The organism is Pseudonocardia sp. DR1-2 (genome assembly GCF_023717215.1).
Lineage (GTDB): Bacteria > Actinomycetota > Actinomycetes > Mycobacteriales > Pseudonocardiaceae > Pseudonocardia > Pseudonocardia alni.
On sequence record NZ_JAMQOF010000004.1, the window covers coordinates 415,340 to 432,247 of the forward strand.

The following is a 16,908-nucleotide window of genomic DNA, read 5'->3' on the forward strand; positions in this document are numbered from 1 at the left end:
CTCCTTCGGTCGGAGCGGGTGTGTCAGGGAAGGTCGATGCGGGCGGGCCCGCACGCGGAGTTGATGCAGGTCTGGACCAGGTCGCCGGGCTCGCCGTGCGCCTCGCCGGTGCGCAGGTCGCGCACCCGGCCCTCGCGCAGCGGCAGCACGCAGCCGAAGCAGATGCCCATCCGGCAGCCGCTGGGCATGAGCTTCCCGGCGGCCTCCCCCGCCTCGAGGAGGCTCTGGCCGGACTCGACGACGACGTCGTCGCCGCCGAGGTCGACGGTGCCGCCGGTGCCCTCGGTGGCGCGGGCCGGCGGGGTGAAGCGCTCGGCGGTGACGCCGTCCCAGGCGTCCTCCAGCGCGTCGAGCAGGCCGTCGGGGCCGCAGGCGTACACGGCCCGGTCGGCCCGGTCGGCGACGGCGGCGTCGAGGGTCGCGGGGTCGAGCCGCCCGGAGACGGCGCTGTGGCGCAGCACGACCCGCAGCGACGGGTGCCGCGCGGCGAGGCCGGCCAGCTCGGCGCGGAAGATCGTGTCCTCCGGCGTGCGGGCGCCGTGCACGAGCACGACGTCGGGCATCGTCCCGGCGCGGTCGAGCGTGCGCAGCATGCCCATCACCGGGGTGATGCCGCTGCCCGCGGTGACGAACAGCAGCTTCTCCGGGAGCGGGTCGGGCAGGACGAAACCGCCCGCCGCCGGGTCGAGCTCGACGATCGTGCCGATCGGCAGGTCGCGGACCAGGGTCGGCGACACGGCGCCGCCGTCGACCTCCTGCACGGTCACGGTGAGGTGCTCCGCGCCCTCGGGGGAGGTCAGCGAGTAGCTCCGGGTGAGCCGGACGCCGTCGACCTCGACGCCGATGCCGACGTACTGGCCGGCGCGGTGCCCGGCCCAGGCGCGCCCGGGCTCGATGGTCACCGAGACCGCACGGCCGGTCTCGCGGCGACGGGCGACGACCCGGCCGCGCAGCGACGTGGTCGACCAGAGCGGGTCGACCAGCGTCAGGAAGTCCTCGGGCAGCAGCGGGGTCGTGAGGGCGCTCGCGGCGGCCAGCAGGCCCCGGCGGCGCGTGGTCGTGCCTGGAGCGGATCGGAACATGACATCAACTGTGCACGGTCCGATGTCACATAGCAACCGGGGTCGCCTGGATCCTGTGTCACATGCCCGCCTGTTATTCTCCGTGTCATGGTCGAGGACCCGGAGTCGGCGGACTGGCGCACCATCGACGAGCTGGCGCGGTCCAGCGGTGTCACGGTGCGCAACATCCGCGCCTACCAGTCCCGGGGGCTGCTGCCCCCGCCGCAGGTCAAGGCCCGGACGGGCTACTACGGACCCGGTCACGCGGCGCGTCTGGAGCTGATCCAGGACCTGCAGGACGAGGGCGTCAAACTCGACACGATCAAGAAGCTGCTCGACACCACCGGTGGTTCCACCGAGCAGGTCGTGCAGTTCATCCGGACCGTCCGCGCGCTGTTCGCGCCCGAGGACCGGCAGATCGTGCACCTCGCCGAGCTCGCCGAACGGTACGAGAGCACCGACGTCGGCGTCGCCAAGCGCGGGGTCAAGATGGGCCTGCTGCGCGAGCTGGGCGACGACACCTACGAGGAGATCAGCCCGCGGCTGATGAACGCCGCCGCCGAGCTGACCGGTCTCGGCATCCCGATCACCCGCTCGCTCGACGTCGTGGAGCAGCTGCGCAAGCACGCCGACGCCGTCGCCCGGCTCTACGTCGACCTGTTCCTCGGCGAGATCTGGCAGCCCTTCGACGCCGAGGGCCGTCCCGACGACCAGTGGCCGCGCGTCTACGAGACGATCGAGCGGATGCGCCGCATCTCCGGCGAGGTCATGATCGCCGTGCTGGAGCTGGCCGTGGCCGAGCGGGTCGACGTCACCTTCGGCCGCGACATCGTGCGCAACGTGAAGACCACGAGCGCGGGCCCCACGGTCGCACCCGACGCCGCGGGGCCGTCCGCGGACGGGGCGGAGCCGTCCTGACCACCGGCGCCGGTCAGCGCCCGCGCAGCGCGCGGGAGACGACGGCCCGGGTGTCGGCGGGGTCGATGACGTCGTCGATCTCGAACACGGTCGCCACGCCGAGCGCCTTGCCGCGCTCGTAGTACCCGGCGACGAGCTCGTCGTAGCGGGCCCGCCGCGCGGTCTCGTCGGTGATCGCGGCCAGCTCGTCGCGGAAGCCGAGGCGGACCGCGCCCTCCAGCCCCATCCCGCCGAACTCGCCGGTGGGCCAGGCCACGGTCAGCACCGGTGCGTGCAGGTCACCGCCGGCCATCGCCATCGCGCCGAGGCCGTAGCCCTTGCGCAGCACGACCGTCACCAGCGGCACCGTCAGCCGTGCGCCGGCGACGAACATCGCCCCGAACCGGCGGACGGTCGCGGTGCGCTCGGCGTCCGGGCCGACCATGAACCCCGGGGTGTCGCACAGCGACACGACCGGCAGCCCGCGGGCCTGGCACAGCGTCAGGAACGCGGTGGCCTTGTCCGCGGCGTCGCCGTCGATCGCGCCACCGAGGTGCTCGGGGTCGTTGGCGATCACGCCGACGGCGCGGCCGTCGAGCCGGGCCAGTGCGGTGACCATCCCCGCGCCGAACCCGCCACGCAGCTCGACGACGGAGCCGGTGTCGCACAGGGTGTCGACGACGCGGCGGACGTCGTAGGCGCGCAGCCGGTTCTCCGGGACGAGGTGGCGCAGCATCCGCTGGTCGGCGTGCCCGCCGGCCACCGGGTCCCCGGCGACGTGACGCAGGTACCGGCGGGCCGCGGCGGCCGCGGCCCGGTCGTCGGGCACGAGCAGGTCGACCACGCCGTTCGCCCACTGCACCGGCATCGGTCCGACGTCACCGGGTGCGACGACGCCGAGCCCGCCGCCCTCGATCATCGCCGGGCCGCCCATGCCCAGGCTGCTGCCCTCGGTCGCGACGATCAGCTCGCAGGCCCCGGCCAGGGCCGCGTTGCCGGCGAAGCAGTAGCCGGCGACGACCGCGACGGTCGGGACCCGGTCGCGCAGGCGGGCGAACAGCCGGAAGGTCGGCACGTCGAGCTGGGTGACGGCGGAGGTGTCGGTGTCCCCCGGCCGGCCGCCGCCGCCCTCGGCGAACACGACGACCGGCAGCCGGTCGCGTTCGGCGAGCTCGAGGAGCCGGTCGGTCTTGCGGTGGTTGAGCACGCCCTGGGTGCCGGCGAGCACGGTGTAGTCGTAGGCCAGCACGGCGACCGGGCGTCCGCCGACGGTCCCGGTGCCGGTGACGATCCCGTCGGCGGGGGTGCGGGCGACGAGCTCGGCGGTGCTGCGACGGGCCCGCTGCGCCGCCAGGGTCAGCGCGCCGTACTCGACGAGGCTGTCGGGGTCGAGCAGGTCGGCGACGTTCTCCCGGGCGGTGCGCCGCCCCGCCGACCGCCGGCGTGCGACGGCGGCGGGCCGGCCGGCGTCGAGCCCGCCGTGGCGGCGGTCGCGGACCTCGGCCAGGTCGGGCCGGATCCGGTCGGGGTCGAGGTCCTCGGTACGGCCGGGGGCGTCCGCGGCGTCGGCGTCGGCGAGGACGGCGAGCAGCTCCCCCGCCTCGACCGCGTCGCCGACGGCGACGACGACCGTCTCCACCCGGGCCGGCCGCTCCGCGGTGACCGGGTGCTCCATCTTCATCGACTCGAGGACGACGACCTCGCCGCCCGCGGCGACGACCTGCCCGGCCGGGGTGGGCAGCGCCACGACGACGCCGGGCCGGGACGCGCGCACGGCGGTCCGGTCCGCGGGGACCTCGACCGCCGGGCCCGGCGCCGATCCGTTCCCGGCGGCGTCACCGGCCGCGGGCGCACCGGGCGCCGGCGCACCGGTCGCGGGAAGCACGGTCTCGCGGGGCGCCGCGGCCAGCTCGGCCAGGTGCCGGTCGACGAAGGTGGTGTCCAGGGTCCCGTCGACCAGCTCGGGGCGGGCGAGGACGGCCTGCAGCAGCCCCAGGGTGACCGCGACGCCGGCCACGTCGAACCCGGCGAGGGCACGCCGGGTGGCGGCGGCCGCGGCCTCCGGCGTCGCCCCGCGGGCGACGACCTTGGCCAGCAGCGGGTCGTAGCGCGGCCCGACCCGGTACCCGGCGTAGCCGTGGGTGTCGACGCGGACCCCGCGCCCGGCGGGCGGCTGGAAGCGGGTCAGGGTCCCGGCGGCCGGGACGAGGGTCCCGTCCTGCCCGACGGTCTCGGTCGTCACCCGGGCCTGCACCGCGGCCCCGCGCGGCGCGGGCGGGGCGACGAGGCCGAGGTCGGCGAGCCGGGCGCCGTAGGCGACCCGCAGCCCCAGCTCGACGAGGTCGAGGCCGGTGGTCTCCTCGGTGACGGTGTGCTCGACCTGGATCCGCGGGTTGACCTCCAGGAAAGCGATCTCCTGCCCGGCGAGCAGGAACTCGACGGTGGCGAGGCCGCGGTAGCCGTCGCACAGGCGCAGCGCGGCCTCGTGCAGCCGTGTGCGCACCGGGGCGGGCACGGCGGGGGCGGGCGCGATCTCGACGAGCTTCTGCCGTCGGCGCTGCGCGGAGCAGTCCCGGTCCCCCAGCACGACGGCGCCGGTGCCGTCACCGAGGACCTGCACCTCGACGTGCCGGGCGGCCGGCAGGAGGCGTTCGACCTGCACCGCGCCGTCGCCGAACGCGGCGAGCGCCTCGGACGAGCAGCGGCGGACGGCGTCGTCGAGGTCGGCCGGGTCGGTGACCGGGCGCATCCCGCGCCCGCCGCCGCCGGAGCGGGCCTTGACCATGACGGCGCCGCCGGGGCCGAGGCGGGACAGCAGCGCGGCGCCGTCGGCGGGTTCGACGGCCTCCAGGACCGGTACGCCGAGCGCGCCCGCGTGGTCGCGGGCGGCGGCCTTGTCCCCGAACAGCTCCAGCGTGCGCGGCGACGGCCCGACGAACACCACGCCGGCGTCCGCGCAGGCCCGGGCCAGCGCCGGGCTCTCGGAGGCGAACCCGTAGCCGGGGTGCAGCGCACCGGCCCCGCCGTCGACGGCGGCCCGCACCAGCGCGTCGACGTCGAGATAGGCGGCGGCGCCGGTGCCGGGCAGCGCGACGGCGGCGTCGGCGCGGGCGACGTGCGCGCAGGCGGCGTCGTCGGCCGCGTGCACGGCGACCGTGCGCACGCCCAGCGCCGACGCCGTCTCCATGATCCGGACCGCGATCTCGGCGCGGTTGGCGACGAGCAGCGCCCCGGGGAGCGCGGGGCTCAGGACAGCAGGCCCGCGGCCCGCAGCGCGGCGCGGACGTCCTCGTGGTGCCACTCGTCCAGCGGCACCAGCGGCAGCCGGATCCCGCCGGGCATGAGCCCCAGCTCGGCCAGTGCCCACTTCACCGGGATCGGGTTCGGCTCGGAGAACAGCGCCGCGTGCAGGCCCGCGAGGTCGGCGTCGAGCGCGGAGGCGGTCTCGGCGTCACCGGCGACGGCGGCCTTGCACATCCGGGCCATCGTCTCGGGGGCGACGTTCGCGGTCACCGAGATGTCGCCGTGGAACCCGGCGAGCATCGACGCGCGGGCGGTGCCGTCGTCACCGGAGTACAGCGCGAAGTCGTCCAGGCCCAGCGCGACGAGCTCGCGGACCCGGTCCAGGTCGCCCTTGGCCTCCTTGAGACCGACGATGTTCGGGATCTCCGCCAGCCGGGCCACCGTCGACGGCAGCATGTCGCAGGCCGTGCGGCCCGGGACGTTGTAGAGGTACTGCGGGATGTCGACGGTCTCGGCGATCCGCTTGAAGTGCTGGTAGAGGCCCTCCTGCGGGGGCTTGTTGTAGTACGGCGTCACGAGCAGCGCGCCGTCGGCGCCGGCCGCCCGCGCGGCGCGGGTCAGGTGGATCGCCTCGTCGGTGGAGTTCGCCCCGGTGCCGGCGATGACCGGGACCCGGCCGTTCGCGACCTCGATGGTGCGCCGCATGACCTCGGTGTGCTCGAGCACCGACAGCGTGGACGACTCGCCGGTCGTGCCGACCGAGACGATCGCCGCGGTGCCCGCGTCGACCTGCCGCTCGACGAGCTCGCCGAGGGCCGTGTGGTCGACCTCGCCGCTGTCGTGCATCGGGGTCACGATCGCGACGATGCTTCCGGTGATCATGCCGGGCCTCCCTGGTACCGCTGCTCCTGCCGGTGCGACCGTAGCAAGCGGGACCGACGTCCCGGTGCGGGTTTCCTCTCAGCCGCCGGCTCAGCCCAGGGCCAGCCGGGCGGGCTGGACCGACCGCGTGATCCGGCGCACCGCCTGCACCGCGATCGCCCCGGCCGCGACCGTCGCGACGAGGGTGACGGCGATCGGCCGGTCGCCCGCCACGATGCCGATCAGCGCCCAGCACAGCGCTCCGGCGAAGCCCGCGAACCCGGCGGTGGAACCGACGACCGACAGCACGACCGCGGTGAGGATCACGAGCAGCAGGATGGCCGCGACCTGCGGGAGCACCCCGTCGGACGGCAGCCCGACCGCGACGCCGGCCGCCATCAGACCCAGCACCAGCGCCGCCGAGGACCAGCCGAGGTAGATGGCCAGCGGCAGCCGCATCGCCAGCCGTTCCGCCCAGCCGTCGGCGACGCCGCGGGACAGCCGGCCGTAGACGACACCGAGCGCGACGACGAGCAGGACCAGCAGCACCTCGGCGGTGACCACCCAGCGGTTCGAGAAGGCCGCGATCCACAGCGGGTTGAGCACGGCGGTCGCCGCGACCCACCAGCCGACGCGGCGGTGCACCTCGCGGCCGCGCTGGCCGGGCATCAGGGCGTAGCCGGCGTAGACCAGCACGCCCAGGTAGATCAGCCCCCAGATCGAGAACGCCCAGCCCGCGGCCAGCAGCGGGGTGTCGTAGTCGCGCGCGACGGCGCCGATCCCCGACCCCCCGAACGCCGACACGAGCACCTGCAGGATCGCCAGGACCGCCACGACGACTCCACGGACCAGGTCCGCGGTCGTCGGGCGCGGGGTGAGCACGGTCATGGCCCACATGGTGGACCGCGGGGACGGCCTCTGCCATCCGGCCGTCGGGGGGAATCGATCTTCCCGCGGGCCGGGGGTCAGCCGAGCGGCAGGAAGAACAGGTGGACGTCGCGCGCGTCCTCCGGGGAGAGCAGCACCCCGCCGGGCAGCCTGCCGTACTCGACGAAGCCGCGGGCGGCGTAGAACGCGGGCAGCGGGGTGCCGCCGCGGGCGCCGAGGGTCAGCATCGCCAGGCCCGTCTCCCGGGCGTGGGCGACGGCGGCGTCGAGCAGGACCGTACCGAGACCACGTCCCTGCAGGTCCGGACGGACCATGAGGCGCTGCACGTCGGCGCGGTGCGCGGCGATGCCGGTGCCCGGGACCAGGAAGACCGTGCCCAGCGGGGCGGTGTCCTCCCCCAGCACGAACATCAGGGACGCGCCGGACCGGGCGGCGTCGACGGTCTCGACCGCCAGCGCGCGGACCTCGTCCGGGTCGGCGCCGGGCACGAAGTCCACGGCGCCGCCGGCCTCGGTCACGGCGATCCAGAGATCACCGAGCGCGGCGGCGGCGCCGGGGTGGGGGTCGACGACCCGGCGGACGGCCGGGACGCCTGCGGTCACAGGTTCGGGAACCAGAGCTTGATCTCCCGGTCGGCCGACTCCGGGGAGTCCGAGCCGTGCACCAGGTTGGAACCGGTCTCCAGGGCGAGGTCGCCACGGATGCTGCCGGGGGTGGCCTTCTCCACCGGGTCGGTGCCGCCGGCGATCTGCCGCCAGGCGGCGATGGCGCGGGGGCCCTCGACGACCGCGGCCAGGACCGGGCCGGAGGTGATGAACGACAGCAGCTCCTCGAAGAAGGGCTTGCCGTCGTGCTCGGCGTAGTGCTGGGCGGCCAGCTCACGGTCCACCGTGCGCAGGTCGAGGGCCACCAGGCCGAGGCCCTTGCGCTCGATGCGCGAGACGACCTCACCGACGAGCTTGCGCGCGACGCCGTCGGGCTTGACCAGGACGAGAGTGCGTTCAGTCACGCGCGACAGGGTAGCGACGACCCACCGGGGGTCCGGCACCCACCGTCACGAGTGCGCCCGGACCGCCGTGTGTCAGTCCTGCTGCTGCGACGGCAGCGTCCCCGCCGCCATCCGGCGGGCCACCTCGCGCCGCATCCAGACCAGGACCGCCCACACGAGGATGAACACCACCGCGACCACGACCAGCGAGGACAGGAACACCAGCGCCGCGACGAGCAGCGCCCCCTGCAGCACCAGCGCCGCGGTGAGCCCCCACGGCCGCCGCTGCACCCCGGACGCCAGGATCATGGCGACGGCGATGCCCGCCACCACCCCGAAGCCGAGCGCGGTCGACCCGGTGCCGAAGCGCGGGAGCACCAGCAGCGCCAGGAGGACGACGATCGCCTCCAAGATCAGCGTCGCGGCGAACACACCGCGGGCACCCTTCATGGGGTCGGTGGGCGGCGGCCGCACACCCTCCGGCACACCCGGCACGTCGCTCACTCCGGTTCCTTCCCGAACAGCGCCCGCGCCTCGCCGACGGTGACGACCGACCCGGTGACGACGACGCCGACCCCGGACCCGCCCGCCTCCTCGGCGATCTCACGGGCCTGCTCGACGGCCTCGGCCAGCGACGGCTCGACACTGACCCGCTCGGAGCCGAACACCTCGGCGGCGAGCGCGCCGAGCTCGTCGGGGTCCATCGCGCGGGGCGAGGAGTTGGTGGTGACGACGACCTCGTGCAGCGCCGGCTGCAGCCCCTCCAGGATGCCGCGGGCGTCCTTGCCCTGCAGCACCCCGATCACGCCGACGAGCCGGGTGAAGCGGAACTCCGAGCCCAGCGCGCCCGCGAGTGCGGTGGCGCCGGCCGGGTTGTGCGCGGCGTCGAGCAGCACGGTCGGCCGGTCCGGCCCGCCCTCGACGGGCTCGAGCCGCCCGGGTGAGCGGACCGAGGCGAACGCGGCGCGGACCGCGTCGGGGTCGAGGGGCTGCGCGGTGCCGGCGCCGACGAGTGCCTCGGCCGCGGCCAGTGCGACCGCCGCGTTCGACGCCTGGTGCTCGCCGTGCAGCGGCAGGAAGATCTCGTCGTAGCGGCCGGACAGGCCCTGCAGCTCCAGGCGCTGCCCGCCGACGGCGAGCTCCCGCTCCACGACGCCGAACTCGGCGCCCTCCCGGGCGACCTGTGCGCCGACCTCGGCGCAGCGCTCCAGGAGGACCTCGGCGACCCGCTTGTCCTGGGCCGCGAGGACGGCGACCGACCCCTCCTTGATGATCCCGGCCTTCTCGCGGGCGATGTCGGTGATGTCGTCACCGAGGTACTCGGCGTGGTCGAGCCCGACCGGCAGGACCACCGCCACGTTCCCGTCGGCGACGTTCGTGGCGTCCCAGCGCCCGCCGAGCCCGACCTCGACGACCGCGGCCTCGACCGGGGCGTCGGAGAACGCCGCGAAGGCCATCGCGGTGAGCACCTCGAACTTGCTCAGCGCGGGCGCGTCGCCGCGCTCGGCGTCGACGAGCTCGACCAGCGGCTCGACCTCGCGGTAGGCCGCGACGTAGCGCTCGGGGGTGACCGGGCGGTTGTCCAGGTTGATCCGCTCGGTGGCGCGCTGCAGGTGCGGGCTGGTGTAGCGCCCGGTCCGCAGCCCGATCTCGGTGAGCAGCGCGTCGACCATCCGGGAGGTGGAGGTCTTGCCGTTGGTGCCGGTCAGGTGCACGACCGGGTAGCCGCGCTGCGGGTCGCCCAGCGCGTCGCACAGCGCCTGCATGCGCTCCAGCGACGGCTCCATCACCGACTCCGGCCAGCGCCGGTCCAGCGCCGCGTCGACGGCGAGGAACTCGGCGTAGCCGGTCACCGTGGACTGGGCCGGGACGACGTCGGGGTCTCCCCCGCCGCGGATCTCGTCCAGGACGGCCGCGATCAGGGCCTCCTGGGTGTCCTCCGGTGCCGCGGCGGACGCCTCGGGGTCCTCGGAGCGGTCCTCGCCACCGGGCTCGTCGTCCTGCTGCTGTTCGGCGTCGCCGCCGGACGGCTCACCGTCGGGCGAGTCGCCGAACCCGCCCTCGGCCCACCGGTCGCCGCCGTAGGTCGGCGAGTCGGCCTCGGTGAAGTCGTCGAACTCGTCGTACTCCTTCGCCACGGCGGGATCAGGCCTCCGGGAGCGCGGCGAGCCGCGCGGTGATGCGGTCGATGTCGGCGACGGCGGTCGCGTGCCGGGCACGGATCCCGTCGACGACCTCGGCCGGTGCCTTCTCGGTGAACTTGGGGTTGGTCAGCTTCTTGTCCGCCTGGTCGCGCTCCTTCTCGGCGACGGCGAGGTCCTTACCGAGCCGGGCCCGCTCGGCGGCGACGTCGATCGCCCCCGAGGTGTCCAGCTCGACGGTGACCGGACCGCCGGAGGTGGCGACCTCGAAGCTCGCGGTGGCGGCGAAGTCGTCACCGGCCGGGTCGAGCCGGTTGAGGAAGCGCAGCGCGCGCTCGTGCGCGGCCAGCCCGGCGGCGTCGAGGCCGGTGAGGCGGGCGGCGACGGCCTTGCGGTCGGGCAGCCCCTGCTCGGTGCGGAACCGGCGGACCTCGGTGATGACCTTCTGCGCGTCGGTGACCCGGGCCGTGGCGGCCGCGTCGACCGGCGCGCCGGTGCCCTCGGCCGTCGGCCAGGCCGCGGTCACGACGGTCTCGCCGCCGGTCAGCGCGGTCCACAGCGCCTCGGTGACGAACGGCGCGATCGGGTGCAGCATCCGCAGCAGCGCGTCGAGGACGTGCCCGAGGACGGCCCGGGTGCCCGGCTCGGTGGCCGGGTCGTCGAGCTGGGTCTTGCAGAGCTCGACGTACCAGTCGGCCAGCTCGTCCCAGGCGAAGTGGTAGAGCCCCTCGGTCGCCTTGGCGAACTGGTAGCCGTCGAGCAACTCGTCGGTCTGCGCGCGGACCTCCGCGAGCCGGCCCAGGATCCAGCGGTCGGCGTCGGTCCGGTCGGCGTCCGCGGGCAGCGGCAGGCTCGCGTCCGCGCCCTTGGCCAGGGCGAACCGGGTGATGTTCCAGAGCTTCGTGGTGAAGTTCCGGGACCCGGCGACCCACTCCTCCGACAGCGACATGTCGGTGCCGGGGTTGGAGCCGCGGGCGATGGTGAACCGGAGCGCGTCCGCGCCGTAGGAGTCGATCAGCGCCAACGGGTCGATGACGTTGCCCTTGGACTTCGACATCTTCTTGCCGTGCTCGTCGCGGATGAGCCCGTGCAGGTAGACGTCGCGGAACGGGGCCTTCCCCATCACGTAGGTCCCGAACATCATCATCCGGACGACCCAGAAGAACAGGATGTCGTAGCCGGTGACCAGGACCGAGTTCGGGTAGTAGCGCTCCAGGTCCGGGGTCTCGTCCGGCCAGCCGAGCGTGGAGAACGGCCACAGCCCGGAGGAGAACCAGGTGTCGAGGACGTCGGGGTCCTGACGCCAGCCCTCCCCCGACGGCGGCTGCTCGTCCGGTCCGACGCAGACGACCTCGCCGTCCGGGCCGTACCAGACCGGGATGCGGTGCCCCCACCAGAGCTGACGGCTGATGGTCCAGTCGTGCATGTTGTCGACCCAGTCGAAATACCGCTTGGCCTGCTCCTTCGGGTGCAGGACGGTCTCGCCGGAGCGGACGGCGTCGCCCGCGGACCGGGCGAGCGGCTCGACCTTGACGAACCACTGCAGGCTCAGCCGCGGCTCGATCGGGACGCCGGTGCGCGAGTCGTGCCCGACCGAGTGCAGGTAGGGGCGCTTCTCGGCGACGATCCGGCCCTGCGCGCGCAGCTCCTCGCGGATCGCGACGCGCGCCTCGAAGCGGTCCATGCCGTCGAAGCGGGTGCCGGTCCCGGCGATGGTGCCGGCCTCGTCCATGATCGTCGGCATCGGCAGGTCGTGGCGGCGGCCCAGCTCGAAGTCGTTCGGGTCGTGCGCCGGGGTGATCTTGACGGCGCCCGAGCCGAACTCGGGGTCGACGTAGTCGTCGGCGACGACCGGGATCCGACGGCCGGTGATCGGCATCTCGATCTCGGTGCCGACCAGGTGCGCGTACCGCTCGTCGTCGGGGTGGACGGCGACCGCGGTGTCACCGAGCATCGTCTCGACCCGGGTGGTCGCGACGACGAGCGAGGCGTCCCCGTCGCCGTAGCGCATCGAGACCAGCTCGCCCTCGGTCTCGATGTGGTCGACCTCGATGTCGGAGATCGCCGAGCGCAGCGCCGGGGACCAGTTGACCAGGCGCTCGGCCCGGTAGATCAGTCCGTCGTCGAACATCTTCTTGAAGACGGTGGCGACGGCCCGGGACAGGCCCTCGTCGAGGGTGAAGCGCTCGCGGGACCAGTCGACGCCGTCGCCCAGGCGCTCCATCTGCCCGAGGATCGAGCCGCCGGACTCGGCCTTCCACTCCCAGACCTTCTCCACGAACGCCGCGCGGCCGATCGCGTGCCGGTCGGGCTCGCCCGCGGCGGCCATCCGCCGCTCCACGACCGACTGGGTCGCGATCCCGGCGTGGTCCATGCCGGGCAGCCACAGCGCGTCACGGCCCTGCATGCGGGCGCGCCGGGTCAGCACGTCGATGAGCGTGTGGTCCATCGCGTGGCCCAGGTGCAGGCTGCCGGTGACGTTCGGCGGCGGGATGACGATGCAGAACGGGTCGGCGTCCGACGACGGGTCGGCCCGGAAGTACCCGGCGTCGACCCAGCGGCGGTACATGTCGCCCTCTACCTCGCCCGGGGTCCACTTGGCGGGCAGGTCGGCGGTACGCGCTGGCAGGGTCTCGGTCACATGTCAAGTCTACGAGTCGACACCGACACGATTCCCGGGCCCCGGACCCGTGCGCTCAGGACCGGAAGTGCGCCTTGGGGATGACCCCGTGCACCCCGACGGTCCGGTCCACCACCTGGGAGACCGCGAAGTCCGCCGCCGCGGAGAGGTAGGCGTAGGCCGTCGCCCGGTCCATCCCCCGGTCCTCCTGCAGGAAGTCGAGTGCGTTGACCACGGCCCGGCGCATCGCGACGTCGAGGTCGGTCCCCTGGCCGCCGATGCTCCCGTCCGGGTCGGAGAGCCCGATCGGCACCCAGGCGTCCGGGGTCTCGCCGAAGGGGTAGCCGAAGGCCACCGACGGCGCCGTGCCCTCCCCCGGCCGGCACACGGTGAGCCGGAACGTGGCGCGCAGGGAGCCCTCCAGCGCGGTCAGGGCGACCTCCCCGTCGCCCATCGCCAGGTGCGGGTCGCCGACGTGGAACAGCGCCCCCTCCGCGCGGACGGGCAGGTAGAACGCCGAGTCCGGGCCGAGCAGGCGGATGTCGATGTTGCCACCGCCCAGGGTCGGCGGGATCGAGTTCAGCTCGGCGGCGTTCTCGGCGTCCGCCGCGACGTGGGCCACCCCCATGGTGCCCATGAAGGGCCGCAGCCCGAACGACACCTCCTGCCCCTCGCCGAACGCCAGGTGGGCCTCGGGGCCGTCCGCCCCGTCGCGGACCGGGGTGAAGACCGAGACGTTGCCGTAGCGCCCGGGGTCACCGGTGGCACGCCCGTCGGTGGCCGGCGGCGGCATGACCTCGTCGAGGGCGATCCCGGCGGGCGGCGCGCCGGACGCGGTGCGCCCGAGCGCCCCCTTCCCGTGCCTGCTGGAGACGACGCCGTAGGGCACCCGGGGCACCGCGGACAGGGTCTCGACCTTCAGGACGTCGCCGGGGCGCGCCCCCTCGACGAACACCGGCCCGGTGATGACGTGCGGGCCGTCGGCGTCGAAGTCGCGCGGCGTGCGCCGGTAGTCCCGGGCGACCGCGACGGCGTCGGAGAGCACACCGTCGGCCGCCACCCCGTGGCGCCCGAACCAGGCGACCGGGTCCCGGCCCTGGTCCTCCAGGATGCCCTCGTGGGAGACGGTGTCGATGGTGACCGTCTGCCCCGACCGCATCGTCAGCACCGGCGCGGCCCCGATCGCCGGGACGTAACCCCAGCGCACGTCGGCCGGGTCGGACCCGAGGTAGTGGTCGCCGGGGATGTCGCCCGCACCGGGCTGCAGCGGACCGTCCGGCAGCGCCGCCGCGACGGACCCGGGGGCGGCGGACGTGCCGCAGCCGGCCAGCCCTCCGGCCGCGGTGACGGCGGCGGCCGCGCGGAGGAAGTCGCGCCGGCCGAGCGCGGCGAGCAGCGGGCGGGGATCGGGGGGAGCCATGTCCCCACCCTCACCCGCGTCCGTTACGTCCGGATCACCGCTCGTTTACGCCCGGCCCGCGGGCAGCAGCAGGCACCACGGCCGCGGCCACCCCAGCACCCCGCCGACGGCCGCCGGGTCGCCCCGCCGGAGCAACGCCGGGTCGAACGCCCGCACCCGGCCGGAGCCGGGCTCGTAGACGCGCCACCGGCCGTCGGCGTCGACGCCCAGGACCAGCACCCAGTGCCGCGGCAGCCACCGGGACCCGACCAGCAGCGGAACCGGGCCGACGGCGGCGGGCACCGCGGCGAGCGCGTCGCGGGTCGCCGGGCGGATCCGGAACGGTCCCGCGGCGGGTGCGTGCCGGCGCAGCCACGCCCGCATCCCCCACGGCGTCGTCCCCAGGGCGCGCGGCCAGAGCCGGTTGGCCTGGCGGTGCGCGGTCCGCTGGGCGGCGGCGAACCGGTCCGCCACCACGCCGGGCCACCCCGAGCCGGCCAGCACCGCGGTCACCACCAGCACCGAGGGTCCGCACGTGACACCGTCGACCTGGCGGCCGAGCAGGGTGCCGGGTGTGAGCTCGTCCATGGCGGACACCCTCCCCCGGCGGCGCGCGGCGCGGCACCCCCGGGCGGGTCCGCGGGACCGCCGGGCGGCGGCTACGGCTGCCTGCCGGCACGGCCCGGCGGTGGGCGCGTGTGGTCACGGCCGGTCCGGGCGGACACGACCCGGTGTCGCCCGGGTGGTCGGGCGGGTTCCCGGCCTAGGCTCGGCGACATGCCCGTTCTCTCACCCGAGGTCGTCGAGTTCCTGAACCACGGCACCCGTACCGGAATGCTCGGCTGGACGGCGAAGGACGGGCGCCCGCTCGTCGCGCCGGTCTGGTTCCTCGTCGAGGACGACACGATCGTCTTCGACACCGGGGCGGACACCGCGAAGGGACGGGCGATCGTCCGCGACCCGCGGGTCGTGCTCACCGCCGACCTGCCCGCACCGCCGTACGCCTTCGTGCAGGTGCAGGGTGTCGCCGAGATCAGCACGGACCCCGAGGAGCTCCTGCGCACCGCGACCGCGCTCGGAGGCCGCTACATGGGCGCCGACCGGGCCGAGGAGTTCGGCCGGCGCAACGGCGTGCCCGGCGAGCTCGTCGTCCGGATCCGCCCGACGAAGGTGGTCGCCCACCTCGACATGACGGCGTGATCGGTTGACCTGAAGTCCGGTTCATCCTCCACCGTCGCGGCGGGCGATGAGTTCGGCCGTCGGCGTCGGTCCATCACCCCGAGAGGACGGTGGACCATGACGCAGCTCGACCTCCGGCACGGCACGCAACGGGTCTTCGCGCACCTGCTGGTGAGCACCCTGGTCGTGTCGGTCGTGAACTTCACGGTGTGGTTCGCCGTGACGTTCTGGGTGTTCCTGGAGACGGGGTCGGTCGCGGCGACCGGCATCATCGCCGGGATCTTCCTGGTGGCGACGGCGCTGACCGGGATCCCGTTCGGCGGGGTCGTGGACCGGTTCGGCAAGCGCGCGGTCATGCAGGTCTCGGCGGCGGTGTCCGCCGTGGTCTACGCGCTGTGCCTGGCCCTGCTGCTGCTCGCCCCCGACGGGGCGTTCCGCGACCCGACGGGCCCGTTGCTGTGGACGCTGGTCGTCGCGCTGATGCTGGGGGTGATCGCCGGGAACCTGCGCACGATCGCGCTGCCGACGCTGGTCACCCTGCTCGTCCCGGCCGCGGTCCGGGACCGCGCCAACGGACTGGTCGGGACCGCGACCGGGGTGAGCTTCCTGGTCACCTCGGTCGCGTCCGGGCTGCTCGTCGCGGTGGACGGGATGCGGTCGGTGCTCGTCGCCGCCCTCGTCGTGCTGGTCGTGTCGCTGGTGCACCTGGCACGGGTCCGGATCCCGGCCGCGCCCGCACCGGCCGGCCCGGCCGTCCCCGTGACCGTCGAGGAGCGGGGCGGCCTCGACCTGCGCGGCACCGTCCGGCTCGTCGCGGGTGTGCCGGGGCTGCCCGCACTGATCGTGTTCTCCTGTGTGAACAACCTGCTCGGCGGGGCGTTCATGGCGCTGATGGACCCCTACGGCCTGTCGATGATGTCGGTCGCGGCCTGGGGGCTGCTGTGGGGCGTGCTGTCCGCCGGGGTGATCGTCGGCGGGCTCCTCGTCGCCCGGATCGGGCTGGGCAGCCGCCCGGTCCGGTCGTTGCTGCTGGTCAACGCCGTGCTCTGGGCCTCGACGATGCTGTTCCCGCTGCAGGCCTCGATCCTGCTGCTCACGCTCGGCATGGCGGTGTTCATGCTGCTCATGCCGTTCGCCGAGGCCGCCGAGCAGACCGTGCTGCAGCGGGTCGTGCCCTACGGGCGGCAGGGCCGGGTCTTCGGGTTCGCGCAGAGCGTGGAGCAGGCCGCGTCGCCGCTGACCGCGTTCCTGCTGGCCCCGTTCACCGAGCTGGTGGTGGTTCCCTACATGAGCGACGGCGGCGCCGGTGCGGCCGCGATCGGCTCCTGGTTCGGCACCGGCACCGCCCGCGCGATCGCCCTGGTGTTCGTGGTCTGCGGCGCCCTGGGCGTGGTGCTGACCCTGGCCGCCCTGGCGAGCCGCCCCTACCGTCGCCTGTCCGCCGCCTACGCGACCGCGCCCACCGGGTCCGTCACCCCCGCCGCGGAGGCCGCCGTGGCCGTGACCACCACCCCCGTCCCCGGACCGGGCACCGCCGCCCGGCTCCCCGCGGAGCCGGACTCCGCACCCCGGCGCTGACCCGGGCATGGGCACCCGGCCGTCCCCTGGATCCACACCCCCTGGCGGGCTCC

Annotated in this window: 14 protein-coding genes; 3 read left to right on the plus strand and 11 right to left on the minus strand. The window is 74.9% G+C overall.

The window, feature by feature from the left end; translation table 11 throughout:
* Positions 1-23: 23 nt before the first annotated feature.
* Positions 24-1,082: a ferredoxin reductase gene (locus tag ND486_RS14245; protein WP_251784738.1), complete on the minus strand. Its 1,059-nt coding sequence runs from the start codon at positions 1,080-1,082 to the stop codon at positions 24-26.
* A gap of 87 nt (positions 1,083-1,169) precedes the next feature.
* On the opposite strand from ND486_RS14245, the gene ND486_RS14250 reads away from it, so the two are divergent.
* Positions 1,170-1,979 (plus strand): MerR family transcriptional regulator, encoded by an 810-nt coding sequence (locus ND486_RS14250; RefSeq protein ID WP_208819397.1) that lies wholly within the window; start codon positions 1,170-1,172, stop codon positions 1,977-1,979.
* 13 nt (positions 1,980-1,992) lie between these two features.
* On the opposite strand, the gene ND486_RS14255 is transcribed toward ND486_RS14250, so the two are convergent.
* From ND486_RS14255 to ND486_RS14300, 10 genes are all read right to left on the minus strand, one after another.
* On the minus strand, positions 1,993-5,208 hold the full coding sequence (locus ND486_RS14255) for a carboxyl transferase domain-containing protein (protein ID WP_285898756.1): 3,216 nt from the start codon (positions 5,206-5,208) through the stop codon (positions 1,993-1,995).
* Complete coding sequence (gene dapA, locus ND486_RS14260) at positions 5,205-6,083, minus strand: 4-hydroxy-tetrahydrodipicolinate synthase (protein WP_062401273.1); 879 nt, start codon at positions 6,081-6,083, stop codon at positions 5,205-5,207. Before dapA ends, ND486_RS14255 begins: the two co-directional genes overlap by 4 nt.
* 90 nt (positions 6,084-6,173) lie before the next feature.
* Positions 6,174-6,950, minus strand: a complete 777-nt coding sequence (locus ND486_RS14265) for a hypothetical protein (RefSeq protein ID WP_251784739.1) — start codon at positions 6,948-6,950, stop codon at positions 6,174-6,176.
* Positions 6,951-7,027: 77 nt separating this feature from the next.
* Entirely contained in the window at positions 7,028-7,552 is a 525-nt protein-coding gene (locus ND486_RS29760; RefSeq protein WP_251784740.1) for a GNAT family N-acetyltransferase, read from the minus strand.
* A complete protein-coding gene (gene ndk / locus ND486_RS14275) occupies positions 7,549-7,959 on the minus strand; it encodes a nucleoside-diphosphate kinase (RefSeq protein ID WP_062404405.1) in 411 nt (136 codons plus the stop codon). Before ndk ends, ND486_RS29760 begins: the two co-directional genes overlap by 4 nt.
* Before the next feature lie 72 nt (positions 7,960-8,031).
* On the minus strand, positions 8,032-8,442 hold the full coding sequence (locus ND486_RS14280) for a DUF4233 domain-containing protein (RefSeq protein WP_307799092.1): 411 nt from the start codon (positions 8,440-8,442) through the stop codon (positions 8,032-8,034).
* The gene (locus ND486_RS14285; RefSeq protein ID WP_374231410.1) at positions 8,439-10,076 is read right to left on the minus strand and encodes a folylpolyglutamate synthase/dihydrofolate synthase family protein; all 1,638 of its coding nucleotides are present in this window, start codon (positions 10,074-10,076) and stop codon (positions 8,439-8,441) included. The genes ND486_RS14280 and ND486_RS14285 overlap by 4 nt, the downstream gene beginning before the upstream one ends.
* A 7-nt stretch (positions 10,077-10,083) precedes the next feature.
* Positions 10,084-12,720: a valine--tRNA ligase gene (locus tag ND486_RS14290; RefSeq protein ID WP_251784741.1), complete on the minus strand. Its 2,637-nt coding sequence runs from the start codon at positions 12,718-12,720 to the stop codon at positions 10,084-10,086.
* 55 nt (positions 12,721-12,775) lie between these two features.
* On the minus strand, positions 12,776-14,119 hold the full coding sequence (locus ND486_RS14295; RefSeq protein WP_251784742.1) for an acetamidase/formamidase family protein: 1,344 nt from the start codon (positions 14,117-14,119) through the stop codon (positions 12,776-12,778).
* A gap of 45 nt (positions 14,120-14,164) precedes the next feature.
* Positions 14,165-14,686 (minus strand): hypothetical protein, encoded by a 522-nt coding sequence (locus tag ND486_RS14300; protein ID WP_251784743.1) that lies wholly within the window; start codon positions 14,684-14,686, stop codon positions 14,165-14,167.
* 189 nt (positions 14,687-14,875) lie between these two features.
* Here ND486_RS14300 and ND486_RS14305 point away from each other — a divergent pair, with 189 nt between their 5' ends.
* The gene (locus tag ND486_RS14305) at positions 14,876-15,298 is read left to right on the plus strand and encodes a PPOX class F420-dependent oxidoreductase (protein WP_251784744.1); all 423 of its coding nucleotides are present in this window, start codon (positions 14,876-14,878) and stop codon (positions 15,296-15,298) included.
* 96 nt (positions 15,299-15,394) lie between these two features.
* Positions 15,395-16,855: an MFS transporter gene (locus ND486_RS14310; RefSeq protein ID WP_251784745.1), complete on the plus strand. Its 1,461-nt coding sequence runs from the start codon at positions 15,395-15,397 to the stop codon at positions 16,853-16,855.
* Positions 16,856-16,908: the final 53 nt, after the last annotated feature.